This window comes from Streptomyces sp. NBC_00461, from assembly GCF_036013935.1.
Classification (GTDB): domain Bacteria; phylum Actinomycetota; class Actinomycetes; order Streptomycetales; family Streptomycetaceae; genus Streptomyces.
Genome location: NZ_CP107902.1, coordinates 7,113,514 through 7,133,444 on the forward strand (window position 1 = coordinate 7,113,514; position 19,931 = coordinate 7,133,444).

A 19,931-nucleotide genomic window follows, 5' to 3' on the forward strand; every position below is an offset into this window, starting at 1 on the left:
TCAACCGGCCACGCGACAGGCTCATAGCCGTTCGTACGACGCCGAAGGGCGGCCGGAGCCTGTGAGGCTCCGGCCGCCCTTCGGCCTTCGCCGCTACTGCTGGGGCGGCGGGGGAGGGGTCTGCCCGTCCGGCTGCTGCGGGGGCTGCGGGTATCCGTAACCGGGCTGTCCGGGCTGCCCCGGCTGCTGCGGGTACGGCTGACCCGGCTGCTGCGGATAGGGCTGGCCGGGCTGGGCGTGCGGATACGCCTGTCCGGGCTGCGCGGGCGGTTGACCCGGCTGGGGGTAGGGCTGACCGGGGGCGTACGGCTGTCCGGGCTGGGGCGGCTGGGGAGCCTGCGGATACGGGCCCGGCTGCCCCGGAACCGGCGGCTGACCGGGGACCTGCTGTCCAGGCATCGGCTGCCCTGGCATCGGCTGGCCCGGTGCGTACTGCTGGCCCGGCAACGGCGGGGCGGCGACCGGCGGCGGGTTGCCGTCACTCGTCCACAGCCCGTGCATCTGCTGGTGCCGTACGAAGTCCTCCGCGATCATCGCCGAGAGGTTGAAGTACGCCTCCCGGACCTTCGGCCGCATCATGTCGAGGTCGACCTCGGCGCCGGCGGCCAGGTGCTCGTCGAAGGGCACGACCACGACACCGCGGCACCGCGTCTCGAAGTGGCTGACGATGTCCTCCACCTTGATCATCTTGCCCGTCTCGCGCACACCCGAGATGACGGTGAGGGACCGCGAGACGAGATCGGCGTACCCGTGCGCGGACAGCCAGTCCAGCGTCGTACTGGCACTGCTCGCACCGTCCACCGACGGCGTCGAGACGATGATGAGCTGGTCGGCGAGGTCGAGCACACCGCGCATGGCGCTGTAGAGCAGACCGGTGCCGGAGTCGGTCAGGATGACCGGGTACTGCTTGCCGAGCACGTCGATCGCCCGCCGGTAGTCCTCGTCGTTGAAGGTCGTGGAGACGGCCGGGTCGACGTCGTTGGCGATGATCTCCAGGCCGGACGGCGCCTGGGACGTGAACCGCCGGATGTCCATGTACGAGTTGAGGTACGGGATCGCCTGGACGAGGTCACGGATGGTCGCCCCGGTCTCGCGGCGCACCCGGCGGCCGAGCGTGCCGGCGTCCGGGTTGGCGTCGATCGCGAGGATCTTGTCCTGCCGCTCGGTGGCGAGCGTGGCGCCGAGGGCGGTGGTGGTCGTGGTCTTGCCGACACCGCCCTTGAGGCTGATGACCGCGATCCGGTAGCAGGACAGCACGGGCGTCCGGATCAGTTCGAGCTTCCGCTGCCGCTCGGCCTCCTCCTTCTTCCCGCCGATCTTGAACCGGCTCGGCGCCGCCGCCGGCCGCCCGCTCTTCGCCTTCTGCTTCTTGCTGATCAGCCGGTCGGAGGACAGCTCCACGGCAGCGGTGTAACCCAGCGGCGCGGCACCGGGGTTGGTCATCTGCCGCTGATCGTGCTGAATGGGCTGCGGCCAGGCGGCACCGGCACGGGGATCGACGGGCTGCGGTGCTTGCGGTGCCTCCGGCTGCTGCGGTGCGGGTGATGCCTGCGGCTGCGGCTGCGGCTGCTCGGCGAGACCCTGCGGGGGCTGCGGCGCCTGCGGGGCTTGCGGGTTGGGCTGGAGCTGTCCCTGGGCGGGGGCTCCGGGGTGGGGGAAGCCGTAACCGCCGGGCTGGGCAGGGGGGTTGGGGGCGGGCTGGGCATGCGGGGTGCCCGGGGCCGGTGCGCCGGGGGGCGGGAAACCGTAACCGCCCGGGGTGTTGGGGGCGGGTGGGGTGGGCTCTGGTTGCCCCGGGGCGGGGGCTCCGGGGTAGGGGAAGCCGTAACCGCCTGGCTGCGCCTGCGGGTTGGGGGTGGGCTGGGTGGTCGGTGCGGGTGCGCCGGGGGGCGGGAAGCCGTAACCGCCGTGGGCGTTCGGCGCGGGGGCCGGGGCGCCGCCGGGATGGGGTGCCTGCGCGTTGGGCTGGGGCTGTCCCTGCGGAGGGAAGCCCGGGTAAGGCTGTCCCTGCGGGGGCACGCCGGGCTGCGGCTGAGCCTGCGGCGGCATGCCGGGGTGCGCCTGGGCCTGCGGGCTCGGCGGCTGCGGGAAGCCGTAACCGCCTGGCTGCGCCTGCGGGTTGGGGGCAGGCGGGGTGGTCGGTGCGGGGGCGGGGGCGCCAGGGGGCGGGAAGCCGTAACCGCCGTGGGCGTTCGGCACGGGGGCCGGGGTGCCACCAGGCTGGGGGAAGCCGTAGCCGCCCTGCGGATTGGGTGCGGGGGCCGGTGCCGGGTTCGGCTGGTTCCAGGCCGCGGGGGCGGGCTGCGGGGCCTGTGGCTGGAAGTGCGGCGGCTGTGGCGGCTGGGGCGGCTGGGGCGGCTGTCCCTGAGCGGCCGCGGGCTGCGGCTGCGCAGGCGCCGCCGGGTCCTGCTGCTGAGGCTGCTGCGGTTGTGCCGGCCACTGGGCCGCCGACGCGGGGGCCGCGGGCTGGTACGACGGCGGCAACGGCGGGAGCCCGCCCTGCGGTGCCGGCGGGGGAGCCCATGCGGGCGGCGCGGCCTGCGGTGCGCTCTGCGGGGCGTCGGCCGCGCTCGGAACGGCGTCCTGGGGCTCACTGTCCTGAGGCACCGCGTCCACGGGTACGACGGCGGCGGGCTCGGCGTCGGCGGGCTCAACGTCCTCACGCACCGCGTCCTCGATCACCGCACCCGAAAGCTCAGTGTCCTGGGGCTCAGTGCCATGCGGCGCTGCGTCCTCGGGCTCGGCCACCGCATCCGCCTCGGCGACGACCGCAGCAGCCTCGTCCGCTTCCTCCGCCCTGTCCTCCCCGTCCTCCCCGTCCGCCTCGTCCGCCTCGTCCGCACCGGCGTCCTCGGGCTCGATCGCCGAAGGCTCCGCCTCCTCGGCGGAGTCGTCGTCGGCTTCCAAGGAGCTGGAGGAGTCCCCGAGTTCGACGGAGTCGGCGGTGTCGGACTCCTCCCTCTCCTCGGCGTCGGCGACCTCGTCCGCAGCGTCGCTCTCCGCGTCCGCGGACGCGTCCGTCACCTCGACGTCACCGCCCGAGTCCTCGGCTGCGACGTCGGTCTCCGCACCCTTGTCCGCGGCGCCGTCGTCGACGGATCCGGCAGTCTCGTCGGGAGCCGTGCTCCCGGTGCCGTCAGTGCTCCCGGTGCTCTGCGCGTTCTCTGCGTCGTCCTCGCCCGTCGGCTCCACCGGAGGCTCGACAGCAGCCGCGGCGGCGCGCTCCGCGATCTCCCGCTTCAGAGCGACGGAGGAGAACCGCATGGTGGCGCCGCTCTCCAGATCGCCGTTCCCGGACTCCTCCCCGGACTCCTCCCCGGAAACGGAAGCCGACGGAGCTGCCGGAGGAGCCACCGGCGGCTCAGCCGGTGCGGCCGGAGCTCCCCACTGGGCCTGGAACCCACCAGCAGGAATGTTCGGCACGGCGGTGGGTGACGACGCGTTGCCGGTCGGCTGAGGCTCGAACCCGCTGCCCACCGGAAGCTTGGGCATCGCCCCCGGACCACCGCTCGGCGGTCCGGGCGGTCCGGGCGGCGGGTACGGCGCACCCGCCGCGGGAGCCTGCGGCGGTGTGTGGGGAGCCCCCGGCGCGGGCGCCGCAGCAGGGGGCGTGAAGGGAGCCCCGGGCGCCGGCGGAGGCGGCGTGAACGGAGCCCCCGGAGTGGAGGCCGGGCCGCCGGACGAAGGAGGCTTCGGCATGGAATGAGCCGGCGGAGTCAGCCCCGGCAGCGAGGAGATCGAGAAATCGGAGGGAGACCCGGCGGCAGAGGGCGCGCCCGGAGCAGCCCCGGAACGGCCCGCAGCGGCGCCGGCGGCCCCAGGCGCACCGCCCGCTCCGGACGCCGTGGCCCCGGATCCAGCCGCACCCGACGAGCCGGTCCCCGGCTCACCGGCCCCGGGTCCGCCCCCCGCACCGCCGCCACCGCCACCCGCGCCCTCCGACGCGTTCTGCGTGTACCAGGCGGGCGGTGCGTAGTCGATGGTGAACTCGCCCGTCATCTCGCTGGCGGACTCCGCGTCGGGCTGGTCATCGCCGGGTGTGGCCCAGCCCCCGCGGATCCCGTCCCGATCGCTGCTCACAATTCCTCCTGGTGTGGTCGTGCACCCTCATGCCGTGCAGGGGCGACCATTGCTTGTCGTCCTGTGTCGTTCCGAGGTCGTCCGATTCCACCGGCTTTCCCCCTGAGCGCCGCCACCCGATCCACGGGTCTGGCGACGCGCCCTCACCCCAGCCTAATCACCAGAAGCCTCACCTCGGCAGGCCCGTCCACTCCCGAGCGCCTGACCGCTGCGTCACAACCAGCCCAGAAGTGGCCTACACAGCCTACGTATTGGTGAACAAACCGGGCGATAATCGTGAACCCGCTGCGCAGAACGTGAAGAGAAGTGGTCACGGAGCCCCGAACCGACACGGCCCCGAACTGCCGTACCTCGCAAGGTCCCTGACAGTGCCCGACCTCACCCGGTCGCGCGAGTGATCACGCCGCCCGGCATAGTAGGGGCGCTTCGGTGACCACTTCACAGAAAAAGGACCCCAGCGTGAGCTTCGGCCCGCCCCCTTCCATATACACCCAGTCCGCCGTCAACGCGGAGACGCACGAGAAGAAGCGCCGCCGGAAGGGATTGCTGGGACTGCTCGCGGTCGTGCTCGTCGCGGCGCTGGGCACGGGCGGTTGGCTCCTGTGGGGTGGTGGCGGAGCGAAGACGTCGAACAAGCCGACCGCCACCGGCGACGGCAGGCTCGACGTCCGGGAGACCGTCGAGAAGAGGCCCGCGAGCACCACGGGAAAAATGGCCTTCCGTTTCTCCGTGGACGACCTGAGCCCGGGCGAGCACTACGAACTCCCCGGCATGTGGGCCACGGACAAGATCCTCGCCAAGGGCATCAACAAGACCGTGATCGGCCTGCCCATCGGCGCCGACGCCTCCCCGGGCGACGAGAAGTGGAAGCTCCCCCTGGACGGCCCGGTCTGCGGCTACACGCGCCATGTGACCGGCGACCACCGCACCGCCGTCCTCTACCGGGCGAACGACCGGGGCGGCGCCTACTGCAACCACGTCGCCTTCTTCGACCTCGACGACGGCCGCGAGGTCTGGGACACCGACTTCCCGTACTCCAAGTCGGGGGACGCCGAGGGTCTCGCGACGGGCGGCGACGACCAGGACACCCCGAGCGTGACCCTGACGCACGGCACGGTCGTCGTGACCTGGGGCGGCGGCACCGACGCGTACAGCATGGACACGGGCAGGCGGCTGTGGCGTACGACCTCGACGGGTTCCTGTCAGGACATGGGCGCCGCCGGCGGAGGCGCGCTGCTGATCCGTCAGGAGTGCTGGCACGACGACGCCCCTCTCGGCTCGACGGACGCCACCACCTACAAGGCGCGCAAGGTGGACCCCGGGACGGGCAGGGTCCTGTGGACCTACACCGCCGCGCAGGGCATCCGTGACCTCAACATCCCGTCCGCCGACCCGCCCGTCCTGGCCGTCCAGGCCGGCGAGATCGGCATCTCCGAGATGCTCTCCCTCGGAGCCGGGGGCAGGACCCGCGCCGTGATCCGCCTGCAGAGCGGCACCTATGTGGGCGAGTGCTCGTACGACGACTACCTCAACACCGAGGACTGCCCGACCATCGCCGTCGGCGACGGCCAGGTCTTCCTGCGCAGCAAGGACTCGGGCGAGCTGATCAACTCCAACTGGATCATCGGCTTCGACCTGGCGACCGGGAACACCACCAAGAAGTTCGACTCCGGCCCCGGCTCGCTCCTCTACCCGGTGCGGATGAGCGGCGACGAGCTTCTCGCCGTACGCGTGACCGACCAGCACGTCATGCCGTCGGGACTCGTCAGCCTGGACCCGCAGAGGGGCACCGAGACCCCGTACCTCTACTTCGACCTGCCCCAGGAGGCCGACCTGATGACGATGACGGAGTACAACGACATCGTCGTCCAGGACGGCCGCATCTTCTTCGGCGTCAAAAAGGTCGACGGCCCCGCCAAGGGGCAGCCCCGGTGGGTGTATCTCGTCCTCGGCATCGAGACGCTCGCCGCGAAGTAGACGCCGCCGCGGTCCCGTACGTCCACGACGGGGCGGTCTCGTACGTCAACGACGGGGCGGCCCTGCCACCCCGTCGAGTGACGCCTCTACGCGTCCGCCGCCCGGCCCCCGTTGTGCGGCGCCGGCTCCAGGTCGAACTCGCCGTCCCGCGCCCCGAGCACGAAGGCCCGCCACTCGGCCTCCGTGTACCGCAGCACGGTGTCCGGGTCGAGCGACGAGCGCATGGCCACGGCCCCGGCGGGCAGGTAGGCGATCTCGACCCGCTCCTCCTGCTCCTCGGTACCGGGCGCGCTCTGCCACTGGACGCCGGAGATGTCGAGCGCGTACAGCTCGTCCCGCTCCCGCTCCTTGCGCGCCTTGATCTGCTCTTCCGTCTCCGCCATGCCCCAGCGACCCCTTCCCCACGTACGCGTTCCCTGCGTACGCAAACGATCTGTGCACTCACACTAGTGGCCGCCCCCGCGCCGACCTCAGGCTTTCCACACCCCGGCCAAAGGTGCCCTGGCTGCCTGGTACCCTGGCTGACGGCCGTTTGTGTACGCACCCCCGGAGCCCCGCAGGTTCACCTGCCGGCCCTGGAGGCCGCGCCCAGCGGATCCCGCCTCCCGAGTAACGGAAGCACCCCCGAGACAAAGACCGGGGGCACTCGGTGGCCACACAGACTACGAGGAGTACGCGTGTCGCTCGACGCCGCTACGAAGAAGCAGATCATCACCGAGTTCGGCCAGAAGGAGGGCGACACCGGCTCTCCCGAGGTCCAGGTCGCCATGCTCTCGCGCCGGATCTCGGACCTGACCGAGCACCTCAAGACGCACAAGCACGACCACCACTCCCGCCGTGGTCTGCTGATCCTGGTCGGTCAGCGCCGTCGCCTGCTGCAGTACCTGGCGAAGAAGGACATCCAGCGCTTCCGTGCGCTGGTCGACCGCCTGGGCATCCGCCGCGGTGCGGCGGGCGCCAAGTAAGACGCCGTGAGGGGAGCGGTTCCCGCAAGAGTGGGGACCGCTCCCTTTGCCGTACGTACGGAAACGTGCGGAGTGTCACTGCCGCTTTGTAGTGTGGTAGCACAACGCAATACGCACGACACCACAGAGTGATGGGCCGTACCCGGAGGGGTAGGTCGACATCACAAGACGAACGAGGAGAAGCGCTACCTCGCCGCCGCCGGTCCTCGGTAGTGGCCCCCGGGAAACGACCCGGGTGCTTCGATCGAAGACCGGCCCGCACCAGACGGAGCGCTTCTCCGCAACCGTCCCCCCGCCACACGGGCAGGAGGGACGAAGACGAGGAGAAAACACTAGTGGAGAACGAGACCCACTACGCCGAGGCCGTCATCGACAACGGCTCCTTCGGCACTCGCACCATCCGCTTCGAGACGGGCCGCCTGGCCAAGCAGGCCGCCGGCTCCGCCGTGGCGTACCTGGACGACGACACCATGGTGCTGTCGGCCACCACCGCCTCCAAGAACCCCAAGGACCAGCTCGACTTCTTCCCCCTGACGGTGGACGTCGAGGAGCGGATGTACGCCGCCGGCAAGATCCCCGGCAGCTTCTTCCGCCGTGAGGGCCGTCCCTCCGAGGACGCCATCCTCACCTGTCGCCTCATCGACCGCCCGCTGCGCCCGTCCTTCAAGAAGGGCCTGCGCAACGAGATCCAGGTCGTCGCCACCATCATGGCGCTCAACCCCGACCACCTGTACGACGTCGTGGCGATCAACGCCGCCTCCGCGTCCACGCAGCTGGCCGGTCTGCCCTTCTCCGGCCCGATCGGCGGCGTCCGCGTCGCGCTGATCAACAACCAGTGGGTCGCGTTCCCGACGCACTCCGAGCTCGAGGACGCCGTCTTCGACATGGTCGTCGCCGGTCGCGTCCTGGAGGACGGCGACGTCGCGATCATGATGGTCGAGGCCGAGGCCACCGACAAGACCATCCAGCTGGTCAAGGGCGGCGCCGAGGCGCCCACCGAGGAGGTCGTCGCCGCCGGTCTGGACGCCGCGAAGCCCTTCATCAAGGTGCTCTGCAAGGCCCAGGCCGACCTCGCGTCGAAGGCCGCCAAGCCGACCGGCGAGTTCCCGATCTTCCTCGACTACCAGGACGACGTCCTGGAGGCGCTCACCGGCGCCGTCCGCCCGGAGCTCGCCTCCGCGCTGACCATCGCGGGCAAGCAGGAGCGCGAGTCCGAGCTGGACCGCGTCAAGGCGCTCGCCGCCGAGAAGCTCCTGCCGGAGTTCGAGGGCCGCGAGAAGGAGATCTCCGCCGCGTACCGCTCGCTCACCAAGCAGCTGGTCCGTGAGCGCGTGATCAAGGAGAAGAAGCGCATCGACGGCCGTGGCGTCACGGACATCCGTACGCTCGCCGCCGAGGTCGAGGCCATCCCGCGCGTGCACGGCTCCGCGGTGTTCGAGCGTGGCGAGACCCAGATCCTGGGCGTCACCACCCTCAACATGCTCCGCATGGAGCAGCAGCTGGACACCCTCTCCCCGGTGACCCGCAAGCGCTACATGCACAACTACAACTTCCCGCCGTACTCCACCGGCGAGACCGGCCGCGTGGGCTCCCCGAAGCGCCGCGAGATCGGCCACGGAGCGCTCGCCGAGCGCGCCCTGGTGCCGGTCCTGCCGACGCGCGAGGAGTTCCCCTACGCGATCCGCCAGGTCTCCGAGGCGCTGAGCTCGAACGGCTCGACGTCCATGGGCTCGGTCTGCGCCTCCACCATGTCGCTGCTGAACGCCGGTGTGCCGCTGAAGGCCCCCGTCGCCGGTATCGCCATGGGCCTGATCTCCCAGGACATCGAGGGCGAGACGCACTACGTCACCCTCACCGACATCCTCGGTGCGGAGGACGCCTTCGGCGACATGGACTTCAAGGTCGCCGGCACCAAGGAGTTCGTGACCGCCCTCCAGCTCGACACCAAGCTGGACGGCATCCCGGCCTCCGTCCTGGCCGCCGCTCTGAAGCAGGCCCGTGACGCCCGCCTCCACATCCTCGACGTGATGATGGAAGCGATCGACACGCCGGACGAGATGTCCCCGAACGCCCCGCGGATCATCACCGTCAAGATCCCCGTGGACAAGATCGGTGAGGTCATCGGCCCCAAGGGCAAGATGATCAACCAGATCCAGGAGGACACCGGCGCCGACATCACGATCGAGGACGACGGCACGATCTACATCGGCGCGGTCGACGGACCGTCCGCCGAGGCCGCCCGCACCACGATCAACAGCATCGCCAACCCGACCATGCCGGAGGTCGGCGAGCGCTACCTGGGCACGGTCGTGAAGACGACCACCTTCGGTGCGTTCGTGTCGCTGCTCCCGGGCAAGGACGGTCTGCTGCACATCTCGCAGATCCGCAAGCTCGCCGGCGGCAAGCGCGTGGAGAACGTCGAGGACGTTCTCGGTGTGGGCGCCAAGGTCCAGGTCGAGATCGCCGAGATCGACTCCCGCGGCAAGCTCTCCCTGATCCCGGTCATCGAGGGCGAAGAGAGCGACGACAAGAAGGACGACACCGACCAGTGACGTCGAGCAGCTCCACGGCGACGGCCCGCACCTCTTCGGAGGCGCGGGCCGTCGCCCGTACCCAAACCCTGATCAAGGGCGAGAACGGCATCGGCACGGTCCGCAAGACCACCCTCCCGGGCGGACTGCGCATCGTCACCGAGACCCTGCCCTCGGTGCGCTCCGCGACCTTCGGCATCTGGGCGCACGTCGGCTCCCGCGACGAGACGCCGTCCCTGAACGGTGCCACGCACTACCTGGAGCACCTGCTCTTCAAGGGCACCACGCGCAGGTCCGCACTCGACATCTCCTCCGCGATCGACGCGGTCGGCGGCGAGATGAACGCGTTCACGGCGAAGGAGTACACGTGCTACTACGCACGCGTGCTCGACGCCGACCTGCCCCTCGCCATCGACGTCGTCTGCGACATGCTGACCGGCTCGCTCATCATCGAGGAGGACGTCGACGTCGAGCGCGGCGCCATCCTCGAAGAGATCGCGATGACCGAGGACGACCCGGGCGACTGCGTGCACGACCTGTTCGCGCACACCATGTTCGGCGACAACCCCCTCGGCCGCCCGGTCCTCGGCACGGTCGACACCGTCAACGCCCTCACCGCCGACCGCATCCGGCGCTTCTACAAGAAGCACTACGACCCGACCCACCTCGTGGTCGCGGCGGCCGGCAACGTCGACCACAACAAGGTCGTACGACAGGTCCGCGCGGCCTTCGAGAAGGCGGGCGCCTTCAGGAACGCCGAGGCGGCCCCCATCGCCCCGCGCGACGGCCGCCGCACGATCCGCACGTCGGGCCGCGTGGAACTCCTCGGCCGCAAGACCGAACAGGCGCACGTCGTCCTCGGCATGCCCGGACTGGCCCGCACGGACGACCGCCGCTGGGCCCTCGGGGTGCTCAACACGGCGCTCGGCGGCGGCATGTCGTCCCGCCTGTTCCAGGAGGTCCGCGAGAAGCGCGGCCTGGCCTACAGCGTGTACTCGTACACCTCGGGCTTCGCCGACTGCGGCCTGTTCGGCGTCTACGCCGGCTGCCGGCCCTCGCAGGTCCACGACGTGCTGAAGATCTGCCGCGACGAACTGGACCATGTCGCCGAGCACGGCCTCTCCGACGACGAGATCGACCGCGCCATCGGCCAGCTGCGCGGCTCCACGGTCCTGGGCCTTGAGGACACGGGCGCGCTGATGAACCGTATCGGCAAGAGCGAGCTGTGCTGGGGCGAGCAGATGTCCGTCGACGACCTGCTGGTCCGGATAGCCTCGGTCACCCCGGACGACGTCCGCTCGGTCGCCCGCGAGATCCTGGGACAGCGGCCCTCGCTGTCGGTCATCGGCCCGCTCAAGGACAAGCAGGCGGCCCGTCTGAACGACGCCGTCGCCTGACCACCTCCGGGACTTTCAGAACTCCGTGAAGGAAGCAAGAAGATGAGCAAGCTGCGTGTGGCGGTCCTCGGCGCGAAGGGCCGCATCGGTGCCGAGGCGGTACGAGCCGTCGAGGCGGCCGAGGACATGGAGCTGGTGGCCGCTCTCGGCCGGGGGGACGCGCTGGAGGCGCTGGCCGAGTCCGGCGCCCAGGTCGCGGTCGAACTCACCACCCCCGCCTCGGTGATGGAGAACCTCGAGTACTGCGTGGGCCACGGCATCCACGCGGTCGTCGGCACGACCGGCTGGACCGACGAGCGCCTCGCGCAGTTGAACGGCTGGCTGGCCGAGTCCCCGCAGACGGGTGTCCTCATCGCGCCCAACTTCTCCATCGGCGCCGTCCTCACGATGAAGTTCGCGCAGATCGCCGCGCCCTACTTCGAGTCGGTCGAGGTCGTCGAACTGCACCACCCCAAGAAGGTGGACGCCCCCTCCGGCACCGCCACGCGCACGGCACAGCTCATCGCCGAGGCCCGCGCGAAGGCGGGTTCGGCCCCGGCACCGGACGCCACGGAGACGGCCCTGGACGGTGCGCGCGGCGCCAGCGTCGACGGCATCCCGGTGCACGCGATCCGGCTGCGCGGCCTGCTCGCCCACCAGGAGGTCCTGCTCGGCGGCGAGGGCGAGACCCTGACCGTCCGGCACGACTCCCTGCACCACAGCAGCTTCATGCCGGGCATCCTGCTGGGCGCCCGCCGCGTGGTGACCACCCCGGGCCTGACCTTCGGCCTGGAACACTTCCTGGACCTGGGCTGACACCCGCGATGCGAGCCAAGCTCTCCTACGCCATAACGGCCGCCGTCCTGGTCTTCTACTTCGTCCTGGTCGGCAGCCGCGGCGTCATGCTCATCCAGTCCGGCACGGTCCTCACCGTCACCTTCGGTGTCGCGGTCCTGATCCTGCCGGTCATCGGCCTGTGGTTCCTGTGGAAGAACACCCAGTTCGTCCGCAAGGCCAACGCCCTCGCCGCCGAACTCGACGCCGAGGGCGGACTGCCCGTCGACGAACTCAGGCGCACGCCCGGCGGCCGTATCGACCGCGACTCGGCCGACGAGGTCTTCGCCAAGCGCAAGGCCGAGACGGAGGCCGCTCCCGACGACTGGCGCAGCTGGTTTTGCCTCGCCGTCGCCTATCACGACGCCCGCGACACCCCACGCGCCCGCAAGGCTATGCAACGCGCCATCGCCCTGCACGACGGCAGAACGGTCGAGGCCTGACCCATACCTCGTCCGCACGCCGAAGGGGCCGGCCCGCACACACCGCGGGCCGGCCCCTTCGGCGTGCGGACGCCGGTCAGTCGCGCCTGTGCTCCGCCGCCCATGCCTCGATCGCGTCCGCCGCCCGGTCGAACGACCCGGCCCGCGCCAGGAAGTCGGCGCTGTGGGTGGTCAGCAGCACGGGCGCGTCCTGCGCCGCGCGGTCATTGCGTACGAGGACCAGCGCCTGCCCCTGCACCGTGCGCGGCAGCCCGAGCCAGCGCACCGGCTGCTGCACCGTCCGCACGGCGACGATCCGGTCCCAGGGGGTCGTACGCGTGCCGAAGAAGCTCACCTGGCGCAGTCCGCGCGCACTCACCCATGCGCCCACGCGCAGCAGTCGCAGGGCGACCGCGATGACGGCCAGCGCGATGCCGAAGACCACAGCGGCCTCCGGGGCCGGGGCGGTGAACGCGATGATGACCGCGGCGAACAGCACGAACGAGGCGAGCAGCAGCCAGAGCGCCGCAGCGCCCACCCGCCAGGGCCCCGGACGGTAGGGGCGCCGCCAACGGTCGCGGTCGTCGAAGGGCAGCGCGATGTCGTCGGCTGCCTCGAAAGCGCGGTCGGCCGTCAGGAAGGGCAGGGGCACGGTTGGTCCTCACTCAATCCATGCATGGGCTGTGCCCGGTGAGGTTATCCGGCGGTGTCCCCGCTCACCACCCTTGGGGGGCCGGACGAGTCAGTGCCCCTGAGACGCCTGTGACTGCTGAGCCGGTGTCGAGGCCGGGGTGGACAGCGCCGGCGTCCCGAGGACCAGGGAACCCACGAGTCCGGCGACGATCGTGAGCCCCAGCAGCCAGCGCCCGGCTATCTGACCGGCGGAGGCCCGCTGACGGGGCGGGGGAGTGACGTTGCTGTGGAACCTGTCGGCTCCGGCGAGAAAGGCGAACGGGACGGGCTCACGCCGGCGGAACATCGGTGGTGCGTCTCCCTTCGGGGATCGAACGAATCACTGTCATCAACACAGACGAGCGATTGCCCCAAAGGGTGCCCGGTTTCGCCGAATTCACAGAATTTCGCCGGCGTATGTCGTGTCCCGCTACCGAACGCCCCGTTGTCAGTGCCGGGCATGGCCTGGCCGGGCCGTGCCGTGCAGGCTCCGCCGTAGAGTGAGCGCGGCCTGAGCGACGTGACGGAAGGATCCTCCGAGCCGTGACCGAGACCCCTGCCGACGGCCACGTGCCCAGCTTCCGCAGCGACGTCACCGTCGAGCTGGTCAAGCACACCGCGTCCGACGCCGACGTGCTGTTCGCCGCCCGCGTCTCGACCCTCGGCGAGCAGTCCCTGGACGAGACGAACAGGGATCCCGAGCGCTCCAAGGGCCTGATCAACTACCTCATGCGGGACCGCCACGGCAGCCCCTTCGAGCACAACTCGATGACGTTCTTCATCAGCGCCCCGATCTTCGTCTTCCGCGAGTTCATGCGCCACCGGGTCGGATGGTGCCTGCCGGGTGACGCCATGATCCGTGTCGGCACCGGCAAGAACGGCAGGACCAAACGCCTCGCGGACATCCATGAGGACTGGATGCCGGGTGTGCCCGATCCCGATTCCACGGGGCGTACGCGCGGGCTGAAGACCTCGCAGAACCTCCTGGCCGACACCGTCGATCTGAAGACCGGGCTGGCGGAGAAGGCGCCCGTGGCGGACGTGTTCGAGTCCGGCGTGAAGCCGATCCTCAAGGTGGCGACGACCAACGGCAAGGCCCTGCGCTGCACCGCGGACCACCGTGTGTGGACGCCCGACGGCTGGGTTCGCGCGGGCGACCTGCGCGCCGGCGACCGGGTCGGGCAACTGGGCGGCGTGGGTGTCGGCCGGCGGGCAGGTGTCCCGGAGCACCTCCGCGTGCGCTGGGAGGGCGTCGTCTCCGTCGTCCCCGACGGGAAGGAGATGACCTACGACCTCTCCATGCCGCCGCCGCACCACAACTTCATCGCTGACGGTTTCGTCGTACACAACTCGTACAACGAGGAGTCCGGGCGATACCGCGAGCTCCAGCCGGTCTTCTACGTCCCCGGCAAGGACCGCAGGCTGGTCCAGCAGGGCCGCCCCGGCAGGTACGAGTTCGTCCACGGCACCCCCGAACAGCAACAGGCCGTGGCCGCCGCCATGGAGGAGTCCTACCGGCACTCCTACGCCGCGTACCAGGAGATGCTGGCGGCCGGCGTCGCCCGCGAGGTCGCCCGCGCCACCCTCCCGGTCGGCCTGTTCTCCTCCATGTACGCCACCTGCAACGCCCGCTCGCTGATGCACTTCCTCAGCCTGCGCACCCGGCACGCCCTGGCGAAGGTCCCGTCCTTCCCGCAGCGGGAGATCGAGATGGTCGGCGAGAAGATGGAGGCCGAGTGGGCCCGGCTCATGCCGCTCACACACGCCGCCTTCAACACGAACGGCCGTGTGGCGCCGTAGCGCACCCCCGCTCCCCAACCGGGCACAGATGTACGGGTCAGCCTCGCGAAGTGTCCGTATTGCGGCATTTGGAGAAGTTCATCTAGCCTGATCAAACGGACCCGGTACTGCTTGAACCCCCGAGCAGGCAGTACCGGGCTCCGCATTTGTCCGGACTTATCCCGCACCCCAAGGGCAGACCACGCATTGAGCAGCGAGTAGCGTGTTACCCATGGCTCCGACCTCCACTCCGCAGACCCCCTTCGGGAGGGTCCTCACCGCCATGGTCACGCCGTTCACGGCGGACGGCGCACTCGACCTCGACGGCGCTCAGCGGCTCGCCACCCACCTGGTGGATGCAGGCAACGACGGCCTGATCATCAACGGCACCACCGGCGAGTCCCCCACGACCAGCGACGCGGAGAAATCGGATCTCGTACGGGCCGTACTGGAGGCGGTCGGCGACCGCGCCCACGTCGTGGCCGGAGTCGGCACGAACGACACCCACCACAGCACCGAGCTCGCCCAGGCCGCCGAGAAGGTCGGCGCCCACGGCCTCCTGGTCGTGACGCCGTACTACAACAAGCCCCCGCAGGAAGGCCTGTACCGGCACTTCAAGGCCGTCGCCGACGCCGCCGAGCTGCCGGTCATGCTCTACGACATCCCGGGCCGCAGCGGCGTGCCGATCAGCTCCGAGACGCTGGTCCGCCTCGCGGAGCACCCGCGGATCGTCGCCAACAAGGACGCCAAGGGTGACCTCGGCCGCGCGAGCTGGGCCATCGCGCGCTCCGGCCTCGCCTGGTACTCCGGCGACGACATGCTGAACCTGCCGCTGCTCTCCGTGGGCGCGGTCGGTTTCGTCTCCGTCGTCGGCCATGTGGTCACGCCCGACCTGCGCGCCCTCGTTGACGCCTTCGTCTCCGGCGACGTACAGAAGGCCACGGAGATCCACCAGAAGCTGCTCCCGGTCTACACGGGCATGTTCCGCACCCAGGGAGTCATGACCACCAAGGCCGCCCTCGCCCTCCAGGGCCTGCCCGCGGGACCCCTGCGGGCACCCATGGTCGAGTGCACGCCCGAGGAGATCGCCCAGCTCAAGATCGATCTTGCTGCGGGCGGGGTACAGCTCTAACACCAGACTTGGCACCACAGGCTTCACAACTGAATAAGCGGGCCACCGGTGCCCGCACCCCACAACGACAACTGCTCATGCACGAACGTCATGCGCGCCACGTGCCCACCGGTACGTGGCGCGTGTGGTGAGGAGAGTCTTTTGAGTCATCCGCATCCCCAACTCGGCCTGCCCGCGCCGCTTCCCGAAGGTGGCCTGCGCGTCACCCCACTGGGCGGTCTCGGCGAGATCGGCCGGAACATGACGGTCTTCGAATACGGCGGCCGTCTTCTGATCGTCGACTGCGGCGTGCTCTTCCCCGAGGAGGAGCAGCCCGGGATCGACCTGATCCTGCCGGACTTCTCGTCCGTCAGGGACCGCCTCGACGACATCGACGGCATCGTCCTCACGCACGGCCACGAGGACCACATCGGCGGCGTCCCCTATCTCCTGCGCGAGAAGCCGGACATCCCGCTGATCGGCTCCAAGCTGACCCTCGCCCTCATCGAGGCCAAGCTCCAGGAGCACCGCATCCGCCCGTACACCCTGGAGGTGGCGGAGGGTAACCGCGAACGCGTGGGCCCCTTCGACTGCGAGTTCGTCGCGGTCAACCACTCCATCCCGGACGCCCTGGCGGTCGCGATCCGCACCCCCGCCGGCATGGTCGTCCACACCGGCGACTTCAAGATGGACCAGCTCCCGCTGGACGGCCGTCTCACGGACCTCCACGCGTTCGCGCGACTGAGCGAGGAGGGCATCGACCTGCTCCTCGCCGACTCGACGAACGCAGAGGTTCCCGGCTTCGTCCCGCCCGAGCGCGACATCTCCAACGTCCTGCGCCAGGTGTTCGGGTCCGCCCGCAAGCGGATCATCGTGGCGAGCTTCGCCAGCCACGTCCACCGCATCCAGCAGATCCTGGACGCGGCCCACGAGTACGGCCGCAGGGTCGCCTTCGTCGGCCGCTCGATGGTCCGCAACATGGGCATCGCGCGGGACCTGGGATATTTGAAGGTCCCGCCGGGCCTGGTCGTTGACGTGAAGACACTGGACGACCTGCCCGACAGCGAGGTCGTGCTGGTCTGCACGGGCTCACAGGGTGAGCCGATGGCGGCCCTGTCCCGCATGGCCAACCGCGATCACCAGATCCGCATCGTCGACGGCGACACGGTGATCCTGGCGTCGTCCCTGATCCCCGGCAACGAGAATGCGGTCTACCGCGTGATCAACGGCCTGACCCGCTGGGGCGCCAACGTCGTCCACAAGGGCAACGCCAAGGTGCACGTCTCGGGCCACGCGTCCGCGGGCGAGCTCCTGTACTTCTACAACATCTGCCGCCCGAAGAACCTGATGCCGGTCCACGGCGAATGGCGCCACCTGCGCGCCAACGCCGAACTGGGCGCCCTGACCGGCGTCCCGCACGACCGCATCGTCATCGCCGAGGACGGCGTGGTCGTCGACCTCGTCGAGGGCAAGGCGAAGATCTCGGGCAAGGTCCAGGCGGGTTACGTCTACGTCGACGGGCTCTCGGTCGGCGACGTGGGCGAGCCGGCCCTGAAGGACCGGAAGATCCTCGGCGACGAGGGCATCATCTCGGTCTTCCTGGTGGTGGACTCGTCCACGGGCAAGATCACGGGCGGCCCGCACATCCAGGCACGCGGCTCGGGCATCGAGGACTCGGCCTTCGGCGGCGTGATCCCGAAGATCACCGAGGTGCTGGAACGCTCGGCCCAGGACGGGGTGGTGGAGCCGCACCAGCTGCAGCAACTCATCCGCCGCACCCTCGGCAAGTGGGTCTCCGACACGTATCGGCGCAGGCCGATGATCCTCCCTGTCGTGGTGGAGGTCTGACGGGCGTACGACCTCTCGTACGCCTGAACTCGGAGCGGGGCGCCTCGATTTGCATCGGGGCGCCCCGCTCCAGTACGTTTACGGCTCCGCCAGAACGGGAACCCGGACGCTTCGTGCGTCGGAACCAGTCCCCGATCGGGGCGGGAAATCCGACTCAGAATCTCTGATAAAGTCGGAACCGCCGGAAAGGGAAACGCGAAAGCGGAAACCTGGAAAGCACCGAGGAAATCGGATCGGGAAACGGTCTGATAGAGTCGGAAACGTAAGACCGAAGGGAAGCGCCCGGAGGAAAGCCCGAGAGGGTGAGTACAAAGGAAGCGTCCGTTCCTTGAGAACTCAACAGCGTGCCAAAAATCAACGCCAGATATGTTGATACCCCGTCTGCCGGAATCATCCGGTGGTCGAGGTTCCTTTGAAGTAAAACACAGCGAGGACGCTGTGAACGGCTGGGCTTATTCCGCCCGGCTGTTCCGCTCTCGTGGTGTCATCCCGATTACGGGACAACATTCACGGAGAGTTTGATCCTGGCTCAGGACGAACGCTGGCGGCGTGCTTAACACATGCAAGTCGAACGATGAAGCCCTTCGGGGTGGATTAGTGGCGAACGGGTGAGTAACACGTGGGCAATCTGCCCTTCACTCTGGGACAAGCCCTGGAAACGGGGTCTAATACCGGATATCACTGCCACTCGCATGGGTGGTGGTTGAAAGCTCCGGCGGTGAAGGATGAGCCCGCGGCCTATCAGCTTGTTGGTGAGGTAATGGCTCACCAAGGCGACGACGGGTAGCCGGCCTGAGAGGGCGACCGGCCACACTGGGACTGAGACACGGCCCAGACTCCTACGGGAGGCAGCAGTGGGGAATATTGCACAATGGGCGCAAGCCTGATGCAGCGACGCCGCGTGAGGGATGACGGCCTTCGGGTTGTAAACCTCTTTCAGCAGGGAAGAAGCGAAAGTGACGGTACCTGCAGAAGAAGCGCCGGCTAACTACGTGCCAGCAGCCGCGGTAATACGTAGGGCGCAAGCGTTGTCCGGAATTATTGGGCGTAAAGAGCTCGTAGGCGGCTTGTCACGTCGGGTGTGAAAGCCCGGGGCTTAACCCCGGGTCTGCATTCGATACGGGCTAGCTAGAGTGTGGTAGGGGAGATCGGAATTCCTGGTGTAGCGGTGAAATGCGCAGATATCAGGAGGAACACCGGTGGCGAAGGCGGATCTCTGGGCCATTACTGACGCTGAGGAGCGAAAGCGTGGGGAGCGAACAGGATTAGATACCCTGGTAGTCCACGCCGTAAACGGTGGGAACTAGGTGTTGGCGACATTCCACGTCGTCGGTGCCGCAGCTAACGCATTAAGTTCCCCGCCTGGGGAGTACGGCCGCAAGGCTAAAACTCAAAGGAATTGACGGGGGCCCGCACAAGCAGCGGAGCATGTGGCTTAATTCGACGCAACGCGAAGAACCTTACCAAGGCTTGACATACGCCGGAAAGCATCAGAGATGGTGCCCCCCTTGTGGTCGGTGTACAGGTGGTGCATGGCTGTCGTCAGCTCGTGTCGTGAGATGTTGGGTTAAGTCCCGCAACGAGCGCAACCCTTGTCCTGTGTTGCCAGCATGCCCTTCGGGGTGATGGGGACTCACAGGAGACCGCCGGGGTCAACTCGGAGGAAGGTGGGGACGACGTCAAGTCATCATGCCCCTTATGTCTTGGGCTGCACACGTGCTACAATGGCCGGTACAATGAGCTGCGATACCGTGAGGTGGAGCGAATCTCAAAAAGCCGGTCTCAGTTCGGATTGGGGTCTGCAACTCGACCCCATGAAGTCGGAGTTGCTAGTAATCGCAGATCAGCATTGCTGCGGTGAATACGTTCCCGGGCCTTGTACACACCGCCCGTCACGTCACGAAAGTCGGTAACACCCGAAGCCGGTGGCCCAACCCCTTGTGGGAGGGAGCTGTCGAAGGTGGGACTGGCGATTGGGACGAAGTCGTAACAAGGTAGCCGTACCGGAAGGTGCGGCTGGATCACCTCCTTTCTAAGGAGCACTTCTTACCGATCCCTCCGGGGTGAGGTCAGAGGCCAGTTCATCGGCGAACGTCCGATGCTGGTTGCTCATGGGTGGAACGTTGATTATTCGGTCCGGTTCACGGGTCGGAGGCTGCCAGTACTGCTCTTCGGAGTGTGGAAAGCATGATCTCCGGGCGGGAGTCGGGTCGGGCACGCTGTTGGGTGTCTGAAGGTACGGCCGAGTGTTGGCTGCCTTCAGTGCCGGCCCCAGTGAACTCGCCGAGTGTGGCGGGGTGATGGGTGGCTGGTCGTTGTTTGAGAACTGCACAGTG

The 19,931-nt window shown here is 69.0% G+C and carries 13 protein-coding genes, 1 rRNA gene and 2 pseudogenes; 11 read left to right on the forward strand and 5 right to left on the reverse strand.

Annotated features, from left to right (window positions below):
- Nucleotides 1-93: 93 nt before the first annotated feature.
- Entirely contained in the window at nucleotides 94-3,492 is a 3,399-nt protein-coding gene (locus OG870_RS33260) for an AAA family ATPase (RefSeq protein ID WP_443063471.1), read from the reverse strand.
- 507 nt (nucleotides 3,493-3,999) lie between these two features.
- Nucleotides 4,000-4,080, reverse strand: a pseudogene (locus OG870_RS48265) (SCO5717 family growth-regulating ATPase); the annotation flags it as partial.
- Between the two features lie 459 nt (nucleotides 4,081-4,539).
- On the opposite strand from OG870_RS48265, the gene OG870_RS33265 reads away from it, so the two are divergent.
- Entirely contained in the window at nucleotides 4,540-6,057 is a 1,518-nt protein-coding gene (locus OG870_RS33265) for an outer membrane protein assembly factor BamB family protein (RefSeq protein WP_266590339.1), read from the forward strand.
- An 86-nt stretch (nucleotides 6,058-6,143) separates the two neighbouring features.
- Here the strand turns inward: OG870_RS33265 and OG870_RS33270 are convergent, their stop codons facing one another.
- Complete coding sequence (locus OG870_RS33270) at nucleotides 6,144-6,440, reverse strand: DUF397 domain-containing protein (RefSeq protein ID WP_266522338.1); 297 nt, start codon at nucleotides 6,438-6,440, stop codon at nucleotides 6,144-6,146.
- Nucleotides 6,441-6,734: 294 nt separating this feature from the next.
- On the opposite strand from OG870_RS33270, the gene rpsO reads away from it, so the two are divergent.
- The 5 genes from rpsO to OG870_RS33295 all read left to right on the forward strand — a co-directional run bounded on the left by rpsO (nucleotide 6,735) and on the right by OG870_RS33295 (nucleotide 12,206).
- Nucleotides 6,735-7,022 carry a 30S ribosomal protein S15 gene (rpsO, locus tag OG870_RS33275; RefSeq protein ID WP_030945091.1) on the forward strand — a complete coding sequence of 96 codons (288 nt, stop codon included), beginning with the start codon at nucleotides 6,735-6,737 and terminating at the stop codon, nucleotides 7,020-7,022.
- A 335-nt stretch (nucleotides 7,023-7,357) separates the two neighbouring features.
- A complete protein-coding gene (locus OG870_RS33280) occupies nucleotides 7,358-9,574 on the forward strand; it encodes a polyribonucleotide nucleotidyltransferase (RefSeq protein WP_266522350.1) in 2,217 nt (738 codons plus the stop codon).
- On the forward strand, nucleotides 9,571-10,950 hold the full coding sequence (locus OG870_RS33285) for a M16 family metallopeptidase (RefSeq protein WP_266522356.1): 1,380 nt from the start codon (nucleotides 9,571-9,573) through the stop codon (nucleotides 10,948-10,950). The genes OG870_RS33280 and OG870_RS33285 overlap by 4 nt, the downstream gene beginning before the upstream one ends.
- Nucleotides 10,951-10,992: 42 nt before the next feature.
- Nucleotides 10,993-11,745 (forward strand): 4-hydroxy-tetrahydrodipicolinate reductase, encoded by a 753-nt coding sequence (gene dapB, locus OG870_RS33290; protein ID WP_266590341.1) that lies wholly within the window; start codon nucleotides 10,993-10,995, stop codon nucleotides 11,743-11,745.
- An 8-nt stretch (nucleotides 11,746-11,753) separates the two neighbouring features.
- Nucleotides 11,754-12,206, forward strand: coding sequence for a hypothetical protein (locus OG870_RS33295; RefSeq protein WP_266590344.1), 453 nt, complete (start codon nucleotides 11,754-11,756; stop codon nucleotides 12,204-12,206).
- A 76-nt stretch (nucleotides 12,207-12,282) separates the two neighbouring features.
- Here OG870_RS33295 and OG870_RS33300 read toward each other — a convergent pair whose 3' ends face one another.
- Nucleotides 12,283-12,837 (reverse strand): PH domain-containing protein, encoded by a 555-nt coding sequence (locus OG870_RS33300; RefSeq protein WP_266522363.1) that lies wholly within the window; start codon nucleotides 12,835-12,837, stop codon nucleotides 12,283-12,285.
- Nucleotides 12,838-12,927: 90 nt separating this feature from the next.
- Nucleotides 12,928-13,164, reverse strand: a complete 237-nt coding sequence (locus OG870_RS33305) for a hypothetical protein (protein WP_266522365.1) — start codon at nucleotides 13,162-13,164, stop codon at nucleotides 12,928-12,930.
- A gap of 263 nt (nucleotides 13,165-13,427) precedes the next feature.
- On the opposite strand from OG870_RS33305, the pseudogene OG870_RS33310 reads away from it, so the two are divergent.
- The 5 genes and pseudogenes from OG870_RS33310 to OG870_RS33335 form a co-directional block, all read left to right on the forward strand.
- Nucleotides 13,428-13,673: pseudogene (locus OG870_RS33310) on the forward strand (FAD-dependent thymidylate synthase); the annotation flags it as partial.
- Nucleotides 13,671-14,657 (forward strand): FAD-dependent thymidylate synthase, encoded by a 987-nt coding sequence (gene thyX, locus OG870_RS48270; RefSeq protein WP_406322753.1) that lies wholly within the window; start codon nucleotides 13,671-13,673, stop codon nucleotides 14,655-14,657. The pseudogene OG870_RS33310 and the gene thyX, both read left to right, overlap by 3 nt.
- A gap of 211 nt (nucleotides 14,658-14,868) precedes the next feature.
- Nucleotides 14,869-15,768 carry a 4-hydroxy-tetrahydrodipicolinate synthase gene (gene dapA, locus OG870_RS33325; protein ID WP_266522367.1) on the forward strand — a complete coding sequence of 300 codons (900 nt, stop codon included), beginning with the start codon at nucleotides 14,869-14,871 and terminating at the stop codon, nucleotides 15,766-15,768.
- Between the two features lie 141 nt (nucleotides 15,769-15,909).
- Entirely contained in the window at nucleotides 15,910-17,595 is a 1,686-nt protein-coding gene (locus OG870_RS33330; protein WP_266522369.1) for a ribonuclease J, read from the forward strand.
- Nucleotides 17,596-18,101: 506 nt separating this feature from the next.
- A 16S ribosomal RNA gene (locus OG870_RS33335) occupies nucleotides 18,102-19,627 on the forward strand.
- Nucleotides 19,628-19,931 lie beyond the last annotated feature (304 nt).